Genomic DNA, 18521 nt, shown 5'->3' with positions numbered 1-18521 from the left:
AACCATTTCAGTCTGGAGAGAGCATGAAGGACATCCTTGAGAAGGCCAAACAGATCCGACTTATCATCTTTGACGTCGATGGCGTACTAACCGATGGCGGTCTCTTCTTTGGCGATGATGGCCAGGAGTACAAGGCGTTCCATTCACGTGACGGCCACGGCATGAAGATGCTGCAGCAGAGTGGCGTCACCATCGCCATTATCACCGGCCGCACCTCCAAGGTGGTCGAACACCGCATGAAAAACCTCGGTATCGAACACGTCTACCAGGGACAGCACGAGAAGCTACCCGCCTTCGAACAACTGATCGCAGAACTCAACGTCAGCGCCGAAGAGACCGCCTATGTCGGTGACGATGTGGTTGATCTGCCGATCATGACCCGTGTTGGTCTGGCGGTTGCGGTCCAGGATGCACACCGCATGGTCAAACAGCATGCACACTGGCAGACCTCAGTCGGCGGTGGCCGCGGTGCCGCTCGTGAGATCTGCGAGCTGATCATGGAAGCTCAGGGCACCCTGAGCCCGATGCTGGAGAGTTATCTCTAGGTGGACGTTCGGGTCCTGATTCCGATGCTTATTTTCGCCCTGCTAGCGGTCAGTAGCGGCTGGCTGCTCTACCGCAGCAGTTACGATGGCGACATCGACCGCGGCGCACGTCACACACCCGACTTTTTCCTCGAGAATTTCAATCTCACCAGCATGGATAGCGAGGGACAACCACACCACATCCTCAGTGGCACCGCCCTGCGTCACTACGGTGACGATGACAGCAGCGAGATCGATCAGCCACGACTTAAACTGGTTGGAAAAACACGTCCACAGTGGAGTGCATCTGCGGGTAAGGCTCATATCGCGCCCGACGGTGCTGAGATCAGACTTGAACAGGATGTGCTCCTGCAGCGCAGCAGCCCCGAACAGGAGTCACTCAAGATCGAGAGTAGCAGCATTACGCTATGGCCCGACCAGGAGCGCGCTGCAACCGATCAACCGATCAAGCTCACCAGCGACACCCGTACCGTCACCGCCACTGGCCTGCGCAGCAACTGGGCGACTGGCCAACACACCCTGCTATCCAATGTAAGAGGCCGCTATGCACAAAACTAGCTCCCACTTATTAATCATCGCCACCCTGTTACTTCCCGGTATCGCCACTGCGCTCTCAAGCGACCGTGATCAACCCATCGAGGTTGAGGCCGACCGGGTTGAGTTTGACGAGAAACGCGGCATCAGCACCTACAGTGGAAATGTCACCTTCAGCCAGGGTTCGCTGCACGCCACTGCCGATGTTGTCACCATCCACACCCTCAATGGACAACTCGATCGAGTCATCGCCAAAGGTAAACCGGCCACCTTCCGTCAGCGCCCCGATGAGAGCAGCGAAGATGTACGCGGCAGTGGCGAACAGCTTGAGTACCAGGCCGAAACCGAGCAGCTCACACTCAGCATCAACGCTGAGCTCTACCAAAAAGGCAATCGACTCACCAGCCAACGTATCGTCTACGACGCAGCGCGTGATAGCGCTGTGGCGGGCAGCACCAGCACCGACAGTAGTCATAAGCCAAAAAACGAGCGCGTACGCATCACCATTCAGCCGCGCGAGCGTAAACCCGCTGAAAAGCCATGACTCGACTCAGCGCTGAGAACCTGCACAAAGCCTACAAGGGTCGCGATGTTGTTGGCGGCGTCTCGCTTACCATCAACAGTGGCGAGGTGGTCGGACTGCTCGGCCCCAACGGTGCCGGCAAGACCACCAGTTTCTATATGGTGGTTGGACTGATCGGCTGTGATACGGGTCGCATCATGATTGATGAGCAGGATGTCACCAGCTATCCCATCGATGCCCGCGCCCGCCTCGGGATCGGCTATCTGCCACAGGAGGCCTCGGTGTTTCGCAAGCTCAGCGTAGCCGACAACATCCTCGCCATTCTCGAGATCCGTGATGAGCTCAATGCACAGACACGCGAGTCGATGCTCGATGAGCTGCTCAGCGAACTGCACATCTCACACCTGCGCGACACCATCGGTCAGAGCCTCTCTGGCGGCGAGCGTCGTCGGGTGGAGATCGCACGTGCACTGGCAACGGAACCAAAATTCGTTCTGCTCGATGAGCCATTTGCCGGCGTCGATCCGATCTCAGTGATCGACATTCAACAGATCATCAAACACCTGAGTGAGCGCGGTATCGGCGTGCTGATCACCGACCACAATGTGCGCGAGACACTCGGTATCTGTGAGCGCGCCTATATTCTCAATGCCGGTGAGGTAATTGCCGAGGGTCACCCCGATGAGATCCTGCAAAACCAGAAGGTTCGCGACGTCTATCTGGGCCAGCATTTTGCGATGTAACCGCCGTTAAAGAGGGAAAAGGACGAAAAACCCTAGTCGCCATACAGCAATTGAAGGAAAATTCATATCCTGTATTGGCACGGAATTTGCGCTATATTTGTAACAGAATGATTACACTGAAGTAGACAATAAATCCCTGATGAAACAGTCGCTCCAGCTCAAGCTTGGACAACAGCTCACGATGACGCCACAGCTGCAGCAGGCGATACGCCTGCTGCAGCTTTCATCGCTTGAGCTTCAGGTCGAAATCCAGCAGGCGCTGGAGTCGAATCTGATGCTGGAGGTCGACGAAGAGCAGGAGCCAGAAACAAAGGCTAATGAAGAGTCGAACAACAGTGAGACACCTGAACCCTCCGCCGAAGAGAAGCTTGATGCCACCGAGGCGGCTGGCAACAGCGAAACCCTGCCCGATGAGCTTCCCGTCGACAGCGCCTGGGAGGATGTCTATGACAACAGCACCAGCTACTCGGCACCGGCCGAGGATGATCGCGAGTTCACGATCCAGGACGACTCAGGCGATTCGCTGCATGACCACCTAAACTGGCAGATGGACCTCACCCCGTTCACCGATAAAGATCGCGCCATCGCCACTGCGATCATCGATTCGATCAACGATGACGGCTACCTCAGCACCGCGCTAGATGATATCGCCGAGAGTTTCCAGATCGAGGACGATGTTGAACTCGATGAGATTGAGGCGGTGCTACATCGCATCCAGCAGTTTGATCCTCCCGGTATCGCCGCACGCGACCTGCGCGAATCACTGCTGCTACAGATGCAACTACTCAACGCAGAGACACCCTTTTTGCAGGAGGCACGTCAGCTTGTTAGCGAGAATCTGGCGCTACTCGGCAACCACGACTACACCCAGCTCAAACGCAAGCTCAAACTCGACGAAAAACGGCTGATCGAGGTGATTCACCTGATCGAATCCCTGGAGCCGCGTCCCGGCTCGCACATCGCCTCCTCCCGTGCCGAATACATCGTGCCCGATGTCTTTGTCCGTAAGCAGAAGGGGGTTTGGCGTGTCGAGCTCAACAGCGACGTGATGCCCAAGGTCGGCATCAACAACAGCTATGCGGCACTGGTACGCCGCGGTGACAGCAGCGCCGATAACACCTACCTGAAGAACCACCTACAGGAGGCGCGCTGGTTCCTGAAAAGCCTGATGAGCAGGAACGAAACTCTGCTCAAGGTCGCCACCTGTATCGTCGAGCGCCAACGCGCCTTCCTCGAGTATGGTGATGAGGCGATGAAACCACTGGTACTGCGCGATGTTGCCGAAACGGTCGAGATGCACGAATCGACCATCTCGCGCGTTACCACCCAGAAATATATGCATACCCCTCGGGGTATCTTCGAATTCAAGTACTTCTTCTCCAGTCAGGTCAGCACCAGCGATGGCAGTGGCGCATCAGCCACCGCAATCCGTGCCATGCTTAAGAAAATGGTCGCGGATGAGAATCAGGCCAAACCGCTGAGTGATAGCAAACTCGCCGAGATACTGACCGAACAGGGGATCAACGTAGCGCGTCGCACGGTTGCTAAATACCGTGAGGCACTCTCAATACCGCCCTCTAACGAGCGCAAACGCCTGGCATAGGCCCCAAATAAACCCAAAGGAGCAAACGTATGCAGATCAATCTCACCGGGCATCACATCGATATCACCGATTCCATGCGCAACTACGTCAACGAGAAGATGGAGCGCCTTGAGCGCCACTTCGACCACGTCACCAATGTGCACGTGGTTCTCACCGTTGAGAAGCTGCGCAATAAGGCGGAGGCGACCATGCACGTCCCTGGCGGCAACATTCACGCCGAAAACACCCAGGAAGACATGTATGCCGCTATCGATGGTCTGGTCGATAAACTCGACCGACAGGTGAAGAAACACAAGGAAAAGGTCACCGACCACCACCGCAGCGAAGGCTCGCTGAAGACTCAGGCCTTCGAGGAGTAGCGATGTCTCGGGGTTCCATCCGCGGAGCGGATGGAACCCACTCTATCGCTAATTAGAAAGATGCACATAACCGATTTACTAGACCAGTCGCGCGTCAACTGTGATGCCGAAGCAGGCAGCAAGAAACGCGCACTGGAGCTGTTGAGCGAGCTGATTGCCAAAGACTCTCCCTCACTCGACCCAAACCGGGTATTCGATCAGCTCATTGAGCGCGAACGTCTGGGTAGCACCGGGCTTGGCCACGGTGTAGCAATCCCCCACTGCCGTATTGAGGGTGGTGAGGAGACACTGGGCGCACTGATCAAACTGCACCGGCCGATCGATTTCGACGCCAATGATGGTGCTCCGGTCGACCTGCTGTTCGCACTGGTCGTACCCGCCGAATCAACCGACGAACACCTGCAGATTCTCTCTCGGCTGGCTATGCTCTTTAGCAACGAGTCGTTACGAGTGCAGCTGCGCGAGGCTGTCAGCTGTGAAGGACTGTTCAAACTCATATCCCACTGGGAGGAGAGTCGCCAGAGCGCATGAGCAATGCCATCTCCACACGCACCCTTTTTGATAACCTGCATGAGAAGTTATCACTGCAGTGGTTGGCGGGCGCCTGTGGTGAAGAGCGCAAGATCGAAACCGATACCCTGCATGCCACCGGCTCGTCGATGGTGGGGCATCTCAATGTCATCCACCCCAACCCGATTCAGGTACTGGGCGCAGAGGAGCTGGAGTTTCTTGCTAGCCTAGGCAAGAACTCGCGTGAGGACATCCTCAAGCAGCTCTTCTCCGAACAGACTTCGATCACTATTGTCACCGACAACCTCATCCCACCAGAGAGCTTCCAACGACTGGCCGATGAGCACTGCACCCCCCTGCTCGGCACACCCTTTGCCAGCCACGATCTGGTCAGTCGTCTGCAGTACTACCTGACCAACCTGTTGGCCGAACGCATTACCCTGCACGGTGTTTTCATGGAGGTCATGGGTAGTGGCGTGCTGATTACCGGTCCCAGCAGCTCAGGCAAAAGCGAGCTGGCACTGGAGCTGGTTACCCGTGGTCATCGCCTGGTTGCCGACGATGCGCCCGAGTTCGCCCGCATTGCACCCGATATCATCAGCGGCAGTTGTCCCCACGTGCTGCAGGACTTTCTCGAGGTACGCGGTCTCGGCGTATTAAACATTCGTGAAATGTACGGTGACAGCGCCATCAAACAGGGAAAATATCTGCGTCTGATTATTAATCTCGCGGTCCTGAGTGATGAGGAGCTGCAGAAGATCGATCGACTGCGCGGCAATCAGCGCCTACGAAAACTGCTCAATATCGACATCCCTGAGATCACTCTGCCAGTCGCACCGGGACGTAACCTCTCGGTGCTGGTTGAGGCGGCGGTACGTAACCACCTGCTAACACAGAAGGGGATCAATGCCAGCCAGACCTTTATCGATCGTCAGCAGCGCTTTATGGAAAAGCAGGAATGAGCCTGACCATCGTCAGCGGCCTCTCCGGATCGGGTAAGAGTATTGCGCTGCATGCGCTTGAGGACCTCGACTACTACTGCATCGACAACCTGCCGATTGGACTACTGCCTGCCTACGCGGCCGAGATTAAAAACGCACCAGCCGAGATGCAGCAATACTCCGCCGTCGGCATTGACGCACGCAATCGCACCGAAGATCTGGTGCGTTTTTCCGACACACTCAAGGAGCTTTCACAGCAGGAGATCGAATTCGAAATCATCTTCCTGCAGGCCGACGATGAGACCCTGCTAAAACGCTTCAGCGAGACGCGCCGCCGACACCCACTGACTCGCGATCAACGCTCTCTGGCCGAGGCGATCAAACTAGAACGCCAGCTACTGGAGCCGATCTCAGCCTGCGCCAGTCTCACCATCGATACCACACGTACTAACATCCACCAGCTCCGCGATCTGATTCGCAAACGGGTACATCGCAGTGACAAGCAGGGCATGTCCCTGATGTTCCAGTCGTTCGGCTTTAAACATGGCGTACCCGCCGATGCCGATTTCGTCTTCGATGTGCGCTGCCTGCCCAACCACCACTGGGAGGCACACCTGCGACCACTTACCGGATGTGATCAGCCGGTCGCCGAGTTTCTCGGTCGCGACTCCAAGGTGGCGGATATGGTCGACTCGCTACAGCAGTTCCTGCACGCCTGGATTCCGCAGTTCGAGGGTGATAATCGCAGCTATATGACCATTGCACTTGGCTGCACTGGCGGACAACATCGCTCGGTCTATCTGGTCGAACAGCTCGCTACACACTTCGAGCAGCAGCGCGACAATATATTGATTAACCATCGGGAGCTCGGCTAGTGGTCGGTCTACTACTCATTACTCACAACCGCACCGGAAATGAACTGCTCAGCACGGCTCGCACCATGCTCGGCAATCTGCCGATGCCCTGTTACGCCCTGGCCATCGATCGCGACGATGATCCAGAGCAGATTATTTGCGGGGCACACGCCACCATTGCAGAGCTGGATCAGGGCGATGGCCTGCTGATCCTGACCGACATCTACGGCTCAACGCCCAGCAATATTGCCAACCGACTGGCGGTCGACATTGAGGCCCGCGTCGTCTCCGGTGTCAACCTTCCGATGGTAATTCGGGTGCTCAACTACTCCGATCTTAATCTACAGATGCTAACTGAGAAGGCGGTCAGCGGCGGGCAGGATGGCGTCATTCGTTGCAAAAAGATGCAGGAGCCCGATCAGGATGCTTGAACAGCAGGTCACTATCATCAACAAGCTCGGGCTTCACGCCCGTGCCGCAGCAAAGTTTGTTACCAGCGCCTCCGCCTTTGAGAGTGAAATCACTATTGAGCGCGAAGGTCAGGAGGTTAATGGCAAGAGCATCATGGGTGTGATGATGCTCGCCGCCAGCAAAGGCACACTACTGACGCTGAAGGCGAACGGCGGTGATGAGGTGGCTGCCATCGACACCCTCGAGCAGCTGATCCAGCAGCGCTTCGGAGAGGAACAATGAACAGACCTCTGCCACAGAGGGTGGGGTAGTTAGCATGAGCCTTGCACTGAATGGCATCGGCGTCTCACGCGGAATCGCTATCGGCAAGGTTCATTTGATCCAGCGGGGTAAGCTCGAGATCCCCGAATATGCGCTTGCCCCTAAGGCCATCGAAGCCGAGGTCGAGCGCTTCACGAAGGCACTACAGACCTCCAAGCAGCAGTTACAGGCGATAAGACGTCGCATCCCGAGTAACACCCCCACCGACATTGCCGCCTTCATCGATACCCATCTACTAATGCTCGATGATGCGATGCTGCGTGACGAACCAATTCGCATGATCCGCAGCGATGCACGCAATGCAGAGTGGGCACTGAAAGGACAGCGCGACGCACTGGTCGCAATCTTTGATCAGATGGATGATCCCTATCTGCGTACCCGCAAGGATGATGTAGAGCACGTTATCAGCCGCATCATGCGCACCCTGTTATCACATGAGAGCGACAGCAGTGACGAGGAGGATCTACAGGGGGCCATTATCATCGCCGATGATCTCACCCCAGCCGACACTGTATTGATGCAGAGCATGGAGATCGCCGCCTTTATCACCGAGTCGGGCGGCCCCCTCTCTCATACCGCAATCCTCGCCCGCAGCCTGCAGATCCCCGCCATTGTCGGCTGCCACAACGCCTCACGCTACATCCTCGACGGCGATCAGATCATCATCGATGGTAAACAGGGTGCGATCATCGTCGACCCCGATGCTCGTACGCTCAAGCACTACCGCAAGCAGCAACGTGAGCAGAAACGTTTTCAAGCCGGACTGGCCAAGCTCAAACAGAAACCGGCGATCACTCTTGATGGTCGAAAGATCACCCTGCTGGCCAATGCCGAGTTGCCGGAGGACATCCGTCTGATCAAACGTATCGGTGCCGATGGTATAGGGCTATTCCGCACCGAATTCCTCTATATGAACCGCAGCGACACACCCAATGAGGAGCAGCAGTTCGAGGCCTACCACAGCGTGGTCAAGGCGATGAAGGGACAGCCAGTCACTATTCGCACCCTCGATCTCGGTGCCGACAAAGAGGTCGACGGTTGCCACTTCACAAAACGTCTCTGCAGCAACCCGGCACTGGGATTACGCGCCATTCGACTCTGTCTCAATGAACCGGGGCTGTTCCGACCACAGCTGCGCGCCATTCTGCGCGCCTCTGCCAGCGGTGCGGTGCGCATTATGTTGCCGATGATCTCCACCCTGCAGGAGGTCATCCAGACCCGACAGCTGATTGAACAGGTCAAAACGAACTGCGCGACCGGGGAGTCGCTATTTTGCGAAGTTTGTTTTGGGCATCAAGCCCAAGCAAACAGCAAAACTTAACGCGACCGTTTATGCCTACGGCGCCCCGACCGTCCTGCGTTCGTTGCGTAATCACCTCTTCGCGGCTCTACACAACTCCCTCAGTGACTCTACGCCGACATAAAGCCGCTGCTGCATCTTCTTCGTCGTCGCTCGCGCTCTCAACTACGAATAGGCAGACGGCGTCGACTATCGGGGACTAACCGCCCTCACTTCGCTCTCCATGGCGGTCAGCGTGAGCAGTTGCCCTTCGATGAGCAGATCGCCATCGGCGGCATGATCGAAATACCTGCCGCTGCACTCTCAGCACACAACTTCGCCAAGCACCTCGATTTTCTATCGATCGGCACCAATGATCTGATTCAGTACACGCTGGCTATCGACCGTATCGATGACAGCGTCAACTATCTATACGATCCACTCCATCCCGCCGTACTGCGTCTGATCCAACTCACCCTGCAGGCGGGCCGTGGCGCGAAGATTCCAGTCTCCATGTGCGGTGAGATGGCGAGTGACCCCCACTACGCCCGACTGCTGCTCGGACTCGGCCTGACCGAGTTCAGTATGCAGCCCTCAGCGCTGCTGGAGCAGAAGCAGGCGATCAACAGCGCCAATGTCATTCAGTTTGAAGCGAAGGTTAACCGACGCATTCAACGTGGTTCACCTGAGCAGATCGAGCGCCTGCTGACCGAGATCAATGGCGATTAAGCAGAGATCCACCTGACCAAAATTTACAAATAGTTCTCCAACTCACTTCCTGCCACCCGACCCAGTTGTTAAACTGCGCAGCGGTGTAATGATCGTCACCACAACGATCACCTGCCCGCCTCAATAAGCACAACAACGACTGGAGTGGCGTAGCTCCCGATGTCCGAACAGATCGACAAGCAGTCGAAACGGTCCCACCTGCAGAACCTTACCGAGGCGCTGCAGAGCGGCACGCTGCTCAAGGTTCGGTTGATGCTCAACACCCTCCACCCGGCTGAGATCGCCCACCTGCTTGAATCGATGCCACCCGAACAGCGTGAGGTGGTGTGGGAGCTAGTTGATCGCGAAAACGACGGTGAGGTGCTGCTGCACGTCAACGACGAGGTTCGTGCCGGTCTAATTCGCGACATGGAGACCGACGAACTGGTCGCCGCCACCGAAGGACTCGATACCGACGACCTGGCCGATATCATCCAGGATCTGCCCGGGGTTGTGAGCAGTGAGGTGGTGCAATCGATGGACAAGCAGCATCGACTGCGCCTCGAGGCGGTACTCTCCTACCCTGAAGATAGTGCTGGCGGTCTGATGAATCTCGATACCGTCACCGTCCGTGCCGACGTCACCCTTGATGTGGTGCTGCGTTACATGCGCCTGCGCGGCGAGATCCCGGAGCTTACCGATAGCCTGATTGTGGTCGACCGTTTCGACACCTATCTCGGCCTGCTGCCCCTGAGTAGCCTGCTGACCCAGGATGCTACGGCTACCGTAGCCGAGGTAATGGAGAGCGATATCGAGGCGATCTGGGCCAACATGCCGGCTACCGGCGTCGCCAGCCTGTTTGAGCACCGCGACCTGATCTCAGCCCCGGTTGTCGATGAGACCGGCAAGCTGCTGGGGCGTATTACCGTCGATGACGTGGTCGATGTCATTCGTGACGAGGCCGATCACACCGTGATGAGCCGTGCTGGCCTGAGTGGCGAGGAGGATATGTTCGCCCCGGTCATTGCCAGCTCGCGACGACGCGCCGTGTGGCTCGGCGTCAATCTATTGACCGCCTTTCTCGCCTCCTGGGTGATCGGGCTGTTCGAGGCGACCCTGGAACGGGTCGTCACACTGGCCGTACTGATGCCGATTGTAGCCAGCATGGGGGGTATTGCCGGGAGTCAGACCCTAACCTTAATCATTCGCGGTATAGCACTGGAACAGATTGGTGAGAGTAATGCGCGCTGGATCATGCTGCGCGAGCTGGCAGTTGCTGCCCTCAATGGCCTGTTATGGTCTCTGGTGGTGGCGGGAGTGGTGGTGCTCTGGTTCCAGGATGTCGTGATCGGCTTTATCATCGCTGCGGCACTGATCATCAACCTGCTCAGTGGCGCCTTTGCCGGCTTTGCGATTCCGCTGCTGCTACGTCGCGTCGGTATCGACCCGGCGCTGGCCGGCACAGTGATGCTGACCACCATTACCGACGTGGTCGGTTTTATCGCATTTCTCGGATTGGGTTCACTATTCCTGCTCTAAGCGCTCGTAACGTTTAGATACGGCGATGCTCTATCGCCGGGAAGCGCTCTCGGACCTGACGCAGACGATCGAGATCAACATCGGCTACCACCACACCCGAACCGCGTGGCAGATGATCGAGCACCACACCCCACGGATCGACCACCATGCTGTCACCATGGGTCTCACGACCACTGGCGTGGTAGCCACCCTGCGCCGCCGCAATCACATAGCTAAGGTTCTCGATCGCCCGTGATCGCACCAGCGGCGTCCAGTGCGCCTTACCGGTGATGGCGGTAAAGGCGGAGGGAATCGCGATCAGCTCCACCCCCTGGTCGAGCATAGCGCGGAACAGCTCAGGAAAACGCAGGTCGTAACAGATGGTCAGGCCAAGACGACCAAACGGGGTATCGACCACCACCACCTGATCGCCCGCCTCGATCGTCTCTGACTCCACATAATGCTCATCACTCTCTTCGATATGTACATCGAAGAGGTGAATCTTGTCGTAGCGGGCGACCTGCTCACCCTTGTCGTTATAGAGCAACGAGGCGGCTCGTATCTTATCCTCGCTCTCCGCTACCAGCGGTATCGTACCGCCCACCAACCAGACACCATGTTTGGCCGCCTGTCGCGAAAGGAAGGTTTGAATCTGACCGTCACCCTCCACCTCTCGCAGCTTAACCTTGTCGTTCTCACTATTACCCATCAGGGCAAAGTTCTCAGGCAGCACAACCAGATCGGCACCCTGTTTGGCAGCGGTCGATATCAGACGTTCCGCCTCCAACAGATTGGCATTCACTTTCGGCCCAGAGGCCATCTGTACTGCTGTAACTCTACTCATGCTTAGTTTCCAGTCGATTTTTCAAAGAAGATCTTGAGTGACTCTTCGTTCACATCAATTGTATTTAGTGTAATTCGAGACGAGGGCAGACCAAACGAGATCAGCCACCCCTTAAGCTCTTCGGCCCACAGCAGCCCCTCTTCATGGTCGGGATAGTGGACGGTAATCAGCTGCCCTTCATCAAGCTGCAGCATCTGCTCCTGTAGGCCATCAAGTTTGAGAATCGTCTCACCGTGGCGTGGTACCGCCCACACCTCTGGGTCGATAACAACGACATTATCACCCGCCAGCAGAGGTGTGGAGAGGGTAGCGATCAGGAGTAAAAACAGCGCACGAATCATGGGGATTGAGCATACCATAAATGTCTAAATCGACAGTCAAGTCGCGCCTTAACGCTCCTCCACCGGAGCTCCTTTACCTGTTTCGATCTTGGTGATCTCTGGCTCATCCCACGAACCGACAACTGTGTAACGTGATTGGCTCATCTCATTCACCTTATTACCAAAGATCTTATCGGCCACCCAGAGGGCTGCACCGGCAACAGGGCCACCTGCGATGGCACCTGCAATCGGCAGGCTTGAGGTCAACTTCGGTGTTACCGTGACGCGCTGATCATAGCTCTCCTCAATCAGGCCGACCCGGCCCTTGATCTCAATCAACGCCGAAGAGCCATCCATGCGCAGATCTCTGGTCTGCGCGATACCATCCTTGAGGATAAATTTGCCCTTGATGTTGTCGTAGCTGAAACCCTTCTTGAACAGATCACCAAAGTCGAGAGTCAGCCAACGAGGCAGGGTATGTACGCCGAGCAGGCCAAATACGCGCCCAACACCGGGCTCAATATCGAGTAGTCGACCATCAAAGATCTTCAACCATAACGAACCCTCCATGCGCTGCAATGAGAATTGGCTGGGAGAGCCATTCCAGGCGGCGTCGATACGTGCCTTGACCCGACCATCCTTCATATTGACGGCATAACCCCAGACATCGAGGATCTCGCCCACATCATCACCGTTAAGTTCGATCTTGAATTTGGAGCGATGCTGCCCCTGCTGCAGGGTCCAGTCGCCACTTGAGGTGAGACGCTGCACCTCTGACTTCAGCTCCAGCCGCTCCAGATGGAGACCGTTATCTCGACGCCGGGTACGTAGCGTCATCTCACCAAACTCGATATCGCCCAGGCTAAACTGCTGACAGTTAACGTGCAGTGATGGAATCTTGCGCGGATCGGGAATCTCATCCTGCTTATCATCCTCTAGCCGTGCGAGTCTCATGCGCTCAAGCTCAACCCTCAACAAATCGTGCTTACCAAACGGCTGGGGTATTACCACCGCCCCCTTCACCTCGGTTGAGTCAACCATCAACAACCACTCACGACGCTCCCGCTCCAACTGTATAGCGACGTTATGAAATTCACGTCCGAAGCCGAGAAACTGTTCGACCCTTACATCGATCGCTGCAAGCAGCTCGGGGATCTCAAACTCCCCTTCACCAACAATCTCCCTGACAAATGCGAGCCAACGATCCAGATCAAACTGCTCCAGCTCACCACCAAGGTAGAAATCTCGTTCCGAGGTGGTCGCTTTTCCAGCCCCCAGATGGAGACGTCCTCCGAGTAGCTCAAAGCCCTGCTTTAGCGCCTTAAGCTGTAGTCGGGCACTCGCCCGCTCGGCATAATCGACCTTAAGCTCACGTAGCTGACCGTTGATAGGCAGCTCAATCGATAGGTTCCGCTCTCCTTTTCGCGCTTTTTCAAACGGAGGTGGCAGTTTGAGTGCCAGACCATCGAGTGACGAGCTTAGACGCAGCACGCCCTGCTTATTGTCGCGCTTGCGGTTATCGAGTGGCGGCATGTTCAGCTCTGCATGCCAGCGACTCTCACCTGACACATAGGGTTTAACCTCAGCCGTACCGGGCAGATCGGTCACAGCAAAACGACCCGTTACCTTAATCTGGCGGGCCTTGCCCTCGGGGGCCGTAATATCCACCGCCACATCACGACCAAAAAGCTTCGCCTTAACGCCTTTGGCCTGTACCCCGTCATTGCCGATTCGGACTGTGCCATTAATGGCGCTCAGCTCACCCTGCCACGCCTTGGAGCGGATCGTTGCTCCCTCAAGCTTGAGTGCAACCCGGGTTGAAATCGGCTCATCCCTATCATCGAGTGGCAGTGAGAGGCCGAGGTGTAGCTGGCTCTTACCACGACCACTGTGATCGTCAAGCAGCTCACGATAGTCGCTCGCCATCGGTGATTCAGTCAGGAAGTGGAACATTTCGGCCAGATCACCACTGGCATTGCCATCAACCACCAGCTTCGCGGCCAACATGTCGTCGATGGTAACGAGGGTCTCACCAATATCATTATTTAAAATCTTGCCCGACTCGGCATCGACTGCCAGTGAACGACCATCGATACGGAGCTGTCCCTCAAGCTCTTCGATACGTGGCCACCCTTCGGTGTAGTCGAGCACGCCGTTGGAGATATTGGTGACAACAGACAGTCGCCCCTCACCCCGATCGTAGGGGAAGGCCGAGAGTGAGCCGTGAAACAGCACACTACCGGAGGTGGCATCACCACTGACGATGGCACGATCGAGCCATGAGACGGCATCGACCGGCATGATCGCCACCGGTAGATAGGGACCCACCTGGCTCAGGTCTCCTCCCTCATAACTGGTCTGCAGATCGAGAAATGGAGTGTGGTTAAAGTCGAAGGGTATATCGATAGAGAAACGGTTCAGGGTAGTGATATCGGCATTGGCGAGCGTAATGCGCTCCGCCTGAAGATGCAGATGGTCGGGGAAGTAGCGCCACAGTAGCTCACCCTCGAGCTGATCGGCATGCAGTGCGGAACGGAATAACGGCTGCAGATCAAAATCGGAGGCACTGCTTTTTAGCGCCACCCGGCCGCTCTGTTCATCTCCCTGAATAGAACCACTCAGCCCCGACAGAGCCGGCCCACCCTGCCAGCTGGCCACGGCGAGATCTTCAAACTCAGCACGGTAGCGTAGCTCTGGCTGGTCACGGTTTTGCTGGAAGTTCAGTTTAAAATCTTTGATGTCACCCGCCGGTTGAAGCCCCGCAATACCCTGGGTCAGGTTCTCATCGAGTAGTGGTAGATGCAGCGCAATGTCGGCAACGTCATCGAGACGCAACCACTCGAAACCACCCTCGGCCTCATAACCACCTTCACCATTCAGCAGGCGAAAACTGAAGCCCGTCTGTGGCCAGCTGTGTTCATCACGTGCCAACGAAAAATGATCGACATCGAGACGCCAGCCACTTCGCTCACGCTGCCAGAGAAAACGCCCAGCAACGCTATCGAGCGCCAACGAAGGCTGCTCCTGAAGCCGCCCACCAGAGAGTGTGATACCCGCTAGTGCAGCCTCACCGCTGATCTGCACCAATCGGCCATCACGCCACTCACCCCAGAGATCAAGATCGCTACGCCCCGCAACATCAAACCAGGGTGGAAGCAGTTCACGCATCCAGTCGGTCATCGCCAGATCGGCTGCCTGAAGATATCCAACACCGCGCCACTGCTTCGGCCTATCCGCCGCCCCATTCAGCTCTGCGGCAAAACCCAGCTTGCCGCCCAACTCCTGTGGCAACTCAACCGCCCCCTTGAGCAGGTGGCGTTGTTCAACATTGGTCAGACTCAGGTTGAGATTAGTTAGCGTGATGTCATCGTTACGCTTGTGGTCGATCCAGTGCAACTGACTCTTGCGCAGCTCCAGACGCGATTTGGAGAGTAGCCAGCCGATCGGAATATCACCCTCACTACCGGCAAGCCCTGTCCCCTCGACACCCTCGAGCACAACCGAACCATCTGCACGACGCTCCGCCTTAAGACGCAGGCCAATCACGACCAGGGCACTCGGTTCGAGTTTTCCGGAACTGAATATCTCCAGCAGATCGAAACCGACCCGCGCCTCTTTCAGCTGCAGAGTGCCACCATCGCGCTGGGTGACAACCACATCCTTGAGCTCTATATCGGGTCCCCAGCCACGCCAGTCGACGGTCATTGCACCGATCGAAACGGGTTGTTCAAGATAGTGACTGACCCACGATTCGATTTCACCGCGATAGCTGGCCACATGAGGGGCAAACCAACGTGCCAGCGAAATTGCCACGGCCGCGAGCACCAGTAACACCAGCGCAGCAATCGCCACGCTACGCCACAGGGTTAGCGCCAGGGGTTTGATAAGGGGTTTATTAACAGCCAAGTGATGCGTTCCGTTCGCAGCCTTACATCAATACCACGTCATACTGCTCCTGGGTGTAGAGCGATTCGACCTGAAACTTAATCGGTTTGTCGATGAACTCCTCCAACTCAGCCAGACTGGTCGACTCCTCATCGAGTAGCAGATCGGAGACCTCGTTGGATACCAGAACCAGAAACTTCACGACATCGAACTGACGATCCTGGCGCAGGATTTCGCGAAAAATCTCGTAACAGACCGTTTCAGGTGTCTTCAGCGTGCCGCGTCCACCGCAGGTAGGGCACGCCTCACACAGCACATGTTCGAGGCTCTCGCGGGTGCGTTTGCGGGTCATCTCCACCAACCCCAGTGACGAGACCTCACTGATATGGCTCTTGGCGTGATCCTTCGACAGTGCCTGCTCCAGTGCGCGTAGCACCTGGCGCTTGTGCTCCTCCTCCTGCATGTCGATAAAATCGAGGATGATGATACCGCCCAGATTGCGCAGTCGTAGCTGACGGGCGATCGCCTGTGCCGCCTCGAGATTGGTGCGGAAGATCGTCTCTTCCAGATTGCGATGACCGACATAGGCACCGGTATTCACATCAAAGGTGGTCATCGCCTCGGTCTGATCGATAATCAGGTAGCCGCCCGACTTGAGCTGTACCTTACGCTCCAGTGCCTTCTGAATCTCATCATCGATATTGTAAAGATCAAACACCGGGCGCGGCCCTGAGTAGGGTTCGATACGCGGTACAATTTCAGGAATATACTCCTCGGCAAACTCCATCAGGCGCTGGTGCGATTCGCGCGAGTCGATACGTACCTTCTCCACCTCTACACCGTGCATATCACGCAGAATACGAAGTGCTAACGGCAGATCCTCATGCACCAGGCCACCAGATTTAGCATTTTTAGCTCGCTCACGAATCGCCTGCCACAGCTTGCGCAGGAAGTTGATATCGGAGCGCAGCGCCAGCTCACCGGCACCCTCAGCAGCCGTACGCACGATATAGCCGTTGTTGTCATCGTCGCTGACCGCCGACTGTACAATCGTTTTCAGTCGCAGCCGCTCCTCATCATCTTCAATACGCTGCGACACACCGACAGTAGGCGTATCGGGCAGGCAAACAAGATAGCGGGAAGGGATTGTTATGTGGGTTGTAAGACGGGCACCTTTGGTGCCGAGCGGATCTTTAATCACCTGCACCAGGATCTGCTGACCCTCACGTAGCAGCTCGGTAATCGCGGCATGGCCATTAACACCGTTCTCACCCTCAACCTGGAAGACATCCGAGGCGTGCAGAAAGGCGGCGCGCTCCAGGCCTATCTCAACAAAGGCGGCCTGCATACCGGGCAGCACCCGGCACACCTTACCCTTGTAGACGTTACCGACCAGACCGAGCTTGGAGCTTCGCTCGATCAGCAGCTCATGCAGTACGCCATTCTCCACCACCGCAACACGTGTCTCTTGCGGGGTGACGTTAATTAGGATCTCTTCACTCATGGACCAGGGCTCTAAATGCTATTTCGTTGCGGCTCAACGCCACATCGTTGAATTCATCAGGTTCGATAACAGCAGAAGGCGGGGAATATACGCCCGCATTTCAAGCACAACTCGATTCAGCGAGGACGCGTGCACGGGAACATGCGCTACGTAAATCGGCTCCACCCTACTTCTGCAGCAAAATCGGCTCCGCCTCTTCCGGGGAGTCGCTATTTTTGCGAAAGTTTGTTTTGGGCATCAAGCCCAAGCAAACAGCAAAAACTTCACGCGACCGTTTATGCCTGCGGCGCCGACCGTCCTGCGTTCGTTGCGTAATCACCTCTTCGCGGCTCTACACAACTCCCTCAGTGACTCTACGCCGACATAAAGCCGCTGCTGCATCTTCTCCGTCGTTCGCTCGCGCTCTCAACTACGAATAGGCAGACGGCGTCGACTATCGGGACTAACCGCCCTCACTTCGCTCTCCATGGCGGTCAGCGGCGGCGATTACACCTGTTTATATGGAAAGACTACAACAATCCGACCCCAAATACCGTGAGTAATTCCGCCGTTTCATACAGCGGTAGCCCCATCACTCCACTGTAGCTCCCCTCCAGTCGCTCAATGAACTGCGCCGCCTGCCCCTGCACCGCATAACCACCCGCCTTACCTAGCGGCTCACCAGTCTCCCAGTAGGCTCCAATCTCCGACTCAGAGAGTTCGCGAAAGTGTACGTGAGAGACCGACAGACGCGTCTGCTCCCGCTCCCCATTAACCACTGCAACTGAGGTCATCACTCGATGTTCACACCCAGAGAGCAGATGCATCATCTCGGCAGCATGCTCACGATCTCGAGGTTTACCCAGCACCCGACCCTCAACCACCACACAGGTATCGGCACCGAGCACCGGCCGGCCGGGTTGATACTCCAGGGCAGACAGCCCGGCCCGCGCCTTATCCAGCGCAACGCGGATGGCAAACACCTCAGCCGACTCCCCAGCATCTATCAGCTCAGGCACATCGACACGGAGCACCTCAAAGTCGAGCTTCAACTGCGTCAGCAGTTCAGCGCGTCGCGGAGAGGCGGAGGCGAGATAGAGGTCTGGTGCCCCAGATTCAGGAGTCATTTTCAATAGTTGA

At 56.5% G+C, this 18521-nt stretch carries 20 protein-coding genes and 1 pseudogene; 16 read left to right on the top strand and 5 right to left on the bottom strand.

Translation table 11 applies throughout. From position 1 onward, the window contains the following. The first annotated feature begins 23 nt into the window (after window positions 1-23). The 15 genes and pseudogenes from kdsC to mgtE all read left to right on the top strand — a co-directional run bounded on the left by kdsC (window position 24) and on the right by mgtE (window position 10870). A complete protein-coding gene (gene kdsC / locus HUE57_RS07565; RefSeq protein WP_078483171.1) occupies window positions 24-545 on the top strand; it encodes a 3-deoxy-manno-octulosonate-8-phosphatase KdsC in 522 nt (173 codons plus the stop codon). Continuing rightward, the gene (lptC, locus tag HUE57_RS07560) at window positions 546-1103 is read left to right on the top strand and encodes an LPS export ABC transporter periplasmic protein LptC (protein ID WP_078483172.1); all 558 of its coding nucleotides are present in this window, start codon (window positions 546-548) and stop codon (window positions 1101-1103) included. Continuing rightward, window positions 1090-1623, top strand: coding sequence for a lipopolysaccharide transport periplasmic protein LptA (gene lptA / locus HUE57_RS07555; RefSeq protein WP_078483173.1), 534 nt, complete (start codon window positions 1090-1092; stop codon window positions 1621-1623). Before lptC ends, lptA begins: the two co-directional genes overlap by 14 nt. Beyond that, window positions 1620-2345, top strand: coding sequence for an LPS export ABC transporter ATP-binding protein (lptB, locus tag HUE57_RS07550; protein ID WP_078483174.1), 726 nt, complete (start codon window positions 1620-1622; stop codon window positions 2343-2345). Before lptA ends, lptB begins: the two co-directional genes overlap by 4 nt. Before the next feature lie 139 nt (window positions 2346-2484). Beyond that, window positions 2485-3948, top strand: coding sequence for an RNA polymerase factor sigma-54 (locus HUE57_RS07545; protein WP_078483175.1), 1464 nt, complete (start codon window positions 2485-2487; stop codon window positions 3946-3948). Between the two features lie 29 nt (window positions 3949-3977). After that, window positions 3978-4307: a ribosome hibernation-promoting factor, HPF/YfiA family gene (hpf, locus tag HUE57_RS07540; RefSeq protein ID WP_078483176.1), complete on the top strand. Its 330-nt coding sequence runs from the start codon at window positions 3978-3980 to the stop codon at window positions 4305-4307. Window positions 4308-4367: 60 nt separating this feature from the next. Continuing rightward, window positions 4368-4838 carry a PTS IIA-like nitrogen regulatory protein PtsN gene (ptsN, locus tag HUE57_RS07535; RefSeq protein WP_078483214.1) on the top strand — a complete coding sequence of 157 codons (471 nt, stop codon included), beginning with the start codon at window positions 4368-4370 and terminating at the stop codon, window positions 4836-4838. Next, entirely contained in the window at window positions 4835-5779 is a 945-nt protein-coding gene (gene hprK, locus HUE57_RS07530; protein WP_078483177.1) for an HPr(Ser) kinase/phosphatase, read from the top strand. Before ptsN ends, hprK begins: the two co-directional genes overlap by 4 nt. After that, on the top strand, window positions 5776-6633 hold the full coding sequence (gene rapZ / locus HUE57_RS07525; RefSeq protein WP_078483178.1) for an RNase adapter RapZ: 858 nt from the start codon (window positions 5776-5778) through the stop codon (window positions 6631-6633). Before hprK ends, rapZ begins: the two co-directional genes overlap by 4 nt. Then, window positions 6633-7043, top strand: a complete 411-nt coding sequence (locus tag HUE57_RS07520) for a PTS sugar transporter subunit IIA (protein WP_078483179.1) — start codon at window positions 6633-6635, stop codon at window positions 7041-7043. The genes rapZ and HUE57_RS07520 overlap by 1 nt, the downstream gene beginning before the upstream one ends. Beyond that, window positions 7036-7305 carry an HPr family phosphocarrier protein gene (locus HUE57_RS07515; protein ID WP_078483180.1) on the top strand — a complete coding sequence of 90 codons (270 nt, stop codon included), beginning with the start codon at window positions 7036-7038 and terminating at the stop codon, window positions 7303-7305. The genes HUE57_RS07520 and HUE57_RS07515 overlap by 8 nt, the downstream gene beginning before the upstream one ends. A gap of 34 nt (window positions 7306-7339) precedes the next feature. After that, the gene (gene ptsP / locus HUE57_RS07510) at window positions 7340-8665 is read left to right on the top strand and encodes a phosphoenolpyruvate--protein phosphotransferase (RefSeq protein ID WP_174672977.1); all 1326 of its coding nucleotides are present in this window, start codon (window positions 7340-7342) and stop codon (window positions 8663-8665) included. Beyond that, window positions 8626-8847 (top strand): hypothetical protein, encoded by a 222-nt coding sequence (locus tag HUE57_RS07505; RefSeq protein WP_174672976.1) that lies wholly within the window; start codon window positions 8626-8628, stop codon window positions 8845-8847. The genes ptsP and HUE57_RS07505 overlap by 40 nt, the downstream gene beginning before the upstream one ends. Window positions 8848-8878: 31 nt before the next feature. After that, window positions 8879-9251: pseudogene (locus HUE57_RS07500) on the top strand (putative PEP-binding protein); the annotation flags it as partial. A 260-nt stretch (window positions 9252-9511) separates the two neighbouring features. After that, complete coding sequence (gene mgtE, locus HUE57_RS07495) at window positions 9512-10870, top strand: magnesium transporter (RefSeq protein WP_078483182.1); 1359 nt, start codon at window positions 9512-9514, stop codon at window positions 10868-10870. A gap of 13 nt (window positions 10871-10883) precedes the next feature. Here the strand turns inward: mgtE and HUE57_RS07490 are convergent, their stop codons facing one another. From HUE57_RS07490 to rng, 4 genes are read right to left on the bottom strand one after another with little or no spacing between them, the layout of a single operon-like run. Next, entirely contained in the window at window positions 10884-11693 is an 810-nt protein-coding gene (locus HUE57_RS07490) for a carbon-nitrogen hydrolase family protein (protein WP_078483183.1), read from the bottom strand. 2 nt (window positions 11694-11695) lie between these two features. Beyond that, the gene (locus HUE57_RS07485; RefSeq protein WP_078483184.1) at window positions 11696-12034 is read right to left on the bottom strand and encodes a hypothetical protein; all 339 of its coding nucleotides are present in this window, start codon (window positions 12032-12034) and stop codon (window positions 11696-11698) included. Window positions 12035-12082: 48 nt separating this feature from the next. Beyond that, entirely contained in the window at window positions 12083-15919 is a 3837-nt protein-coding gene (locus HUE57_RS07480) for a YhdP family protein (RefSeq protein WP_174672975.1), read from the bottom strand. A gap of 22 nt (window positions 15920-15941) precedes the next feature. Next, window positions 15942-17402 (bottom strand): ribonuclease G, encoded by a 1461-nt coding sequence (rng, locus tag HUE57_RS07475; protein ID WP_078483186.1) that lies wholly within the window; start codon window positions 17400-17402, stop codon window positions 15942-15944. Window positions 17403-17617: 215 nt separating this feature from the next. Here rng and HUE57_RS07470 point away from each other — a divergent pair, with 215 nt between their 5' ends. Beyond that, window positions 17618-17821 carry a hypothetical protein gene (locus HUE57_RS07470; RefSeq protein ID WP_174672974.1) on the top strand — a complete coding sequence of 68 codons (204 nt, stop codon included), beginning with the start codon at window positions 17618-17620 and terminating at the stop codon, window positions 17819-17821. A gap of 90 nt (window positions 17822-17911) precedes the next feature. Here HUE57_RS07470 and HUE57_RS07465 read toward each other — a convergent pair whose 3' ends face one another. After that, a complete protein-coding gene (locus HUE57_RS07465) occupies window positions 17912-18508 on the bottom strand; it encodes a Maf family protein (RefSeq protein WP_078483187.1) in 597 nt (198 codons plus the stop codon). Between the last annotated feature and the right edge of the window lie 13 nt (window positions 18509-18521).

The sequence above is a fragment of the Candidatus Reidiella endopervernicosa genome (assembly GCF_013343005.1).
Classification (GTDB): Bacteria; Pseudomonadota; Gammaproteobacteria.
The sequence above is the reverse complement of the archived record's forward strand: the minus strand, read 5'-3'. Positions and strand labels throughout refer to the sequence as shown.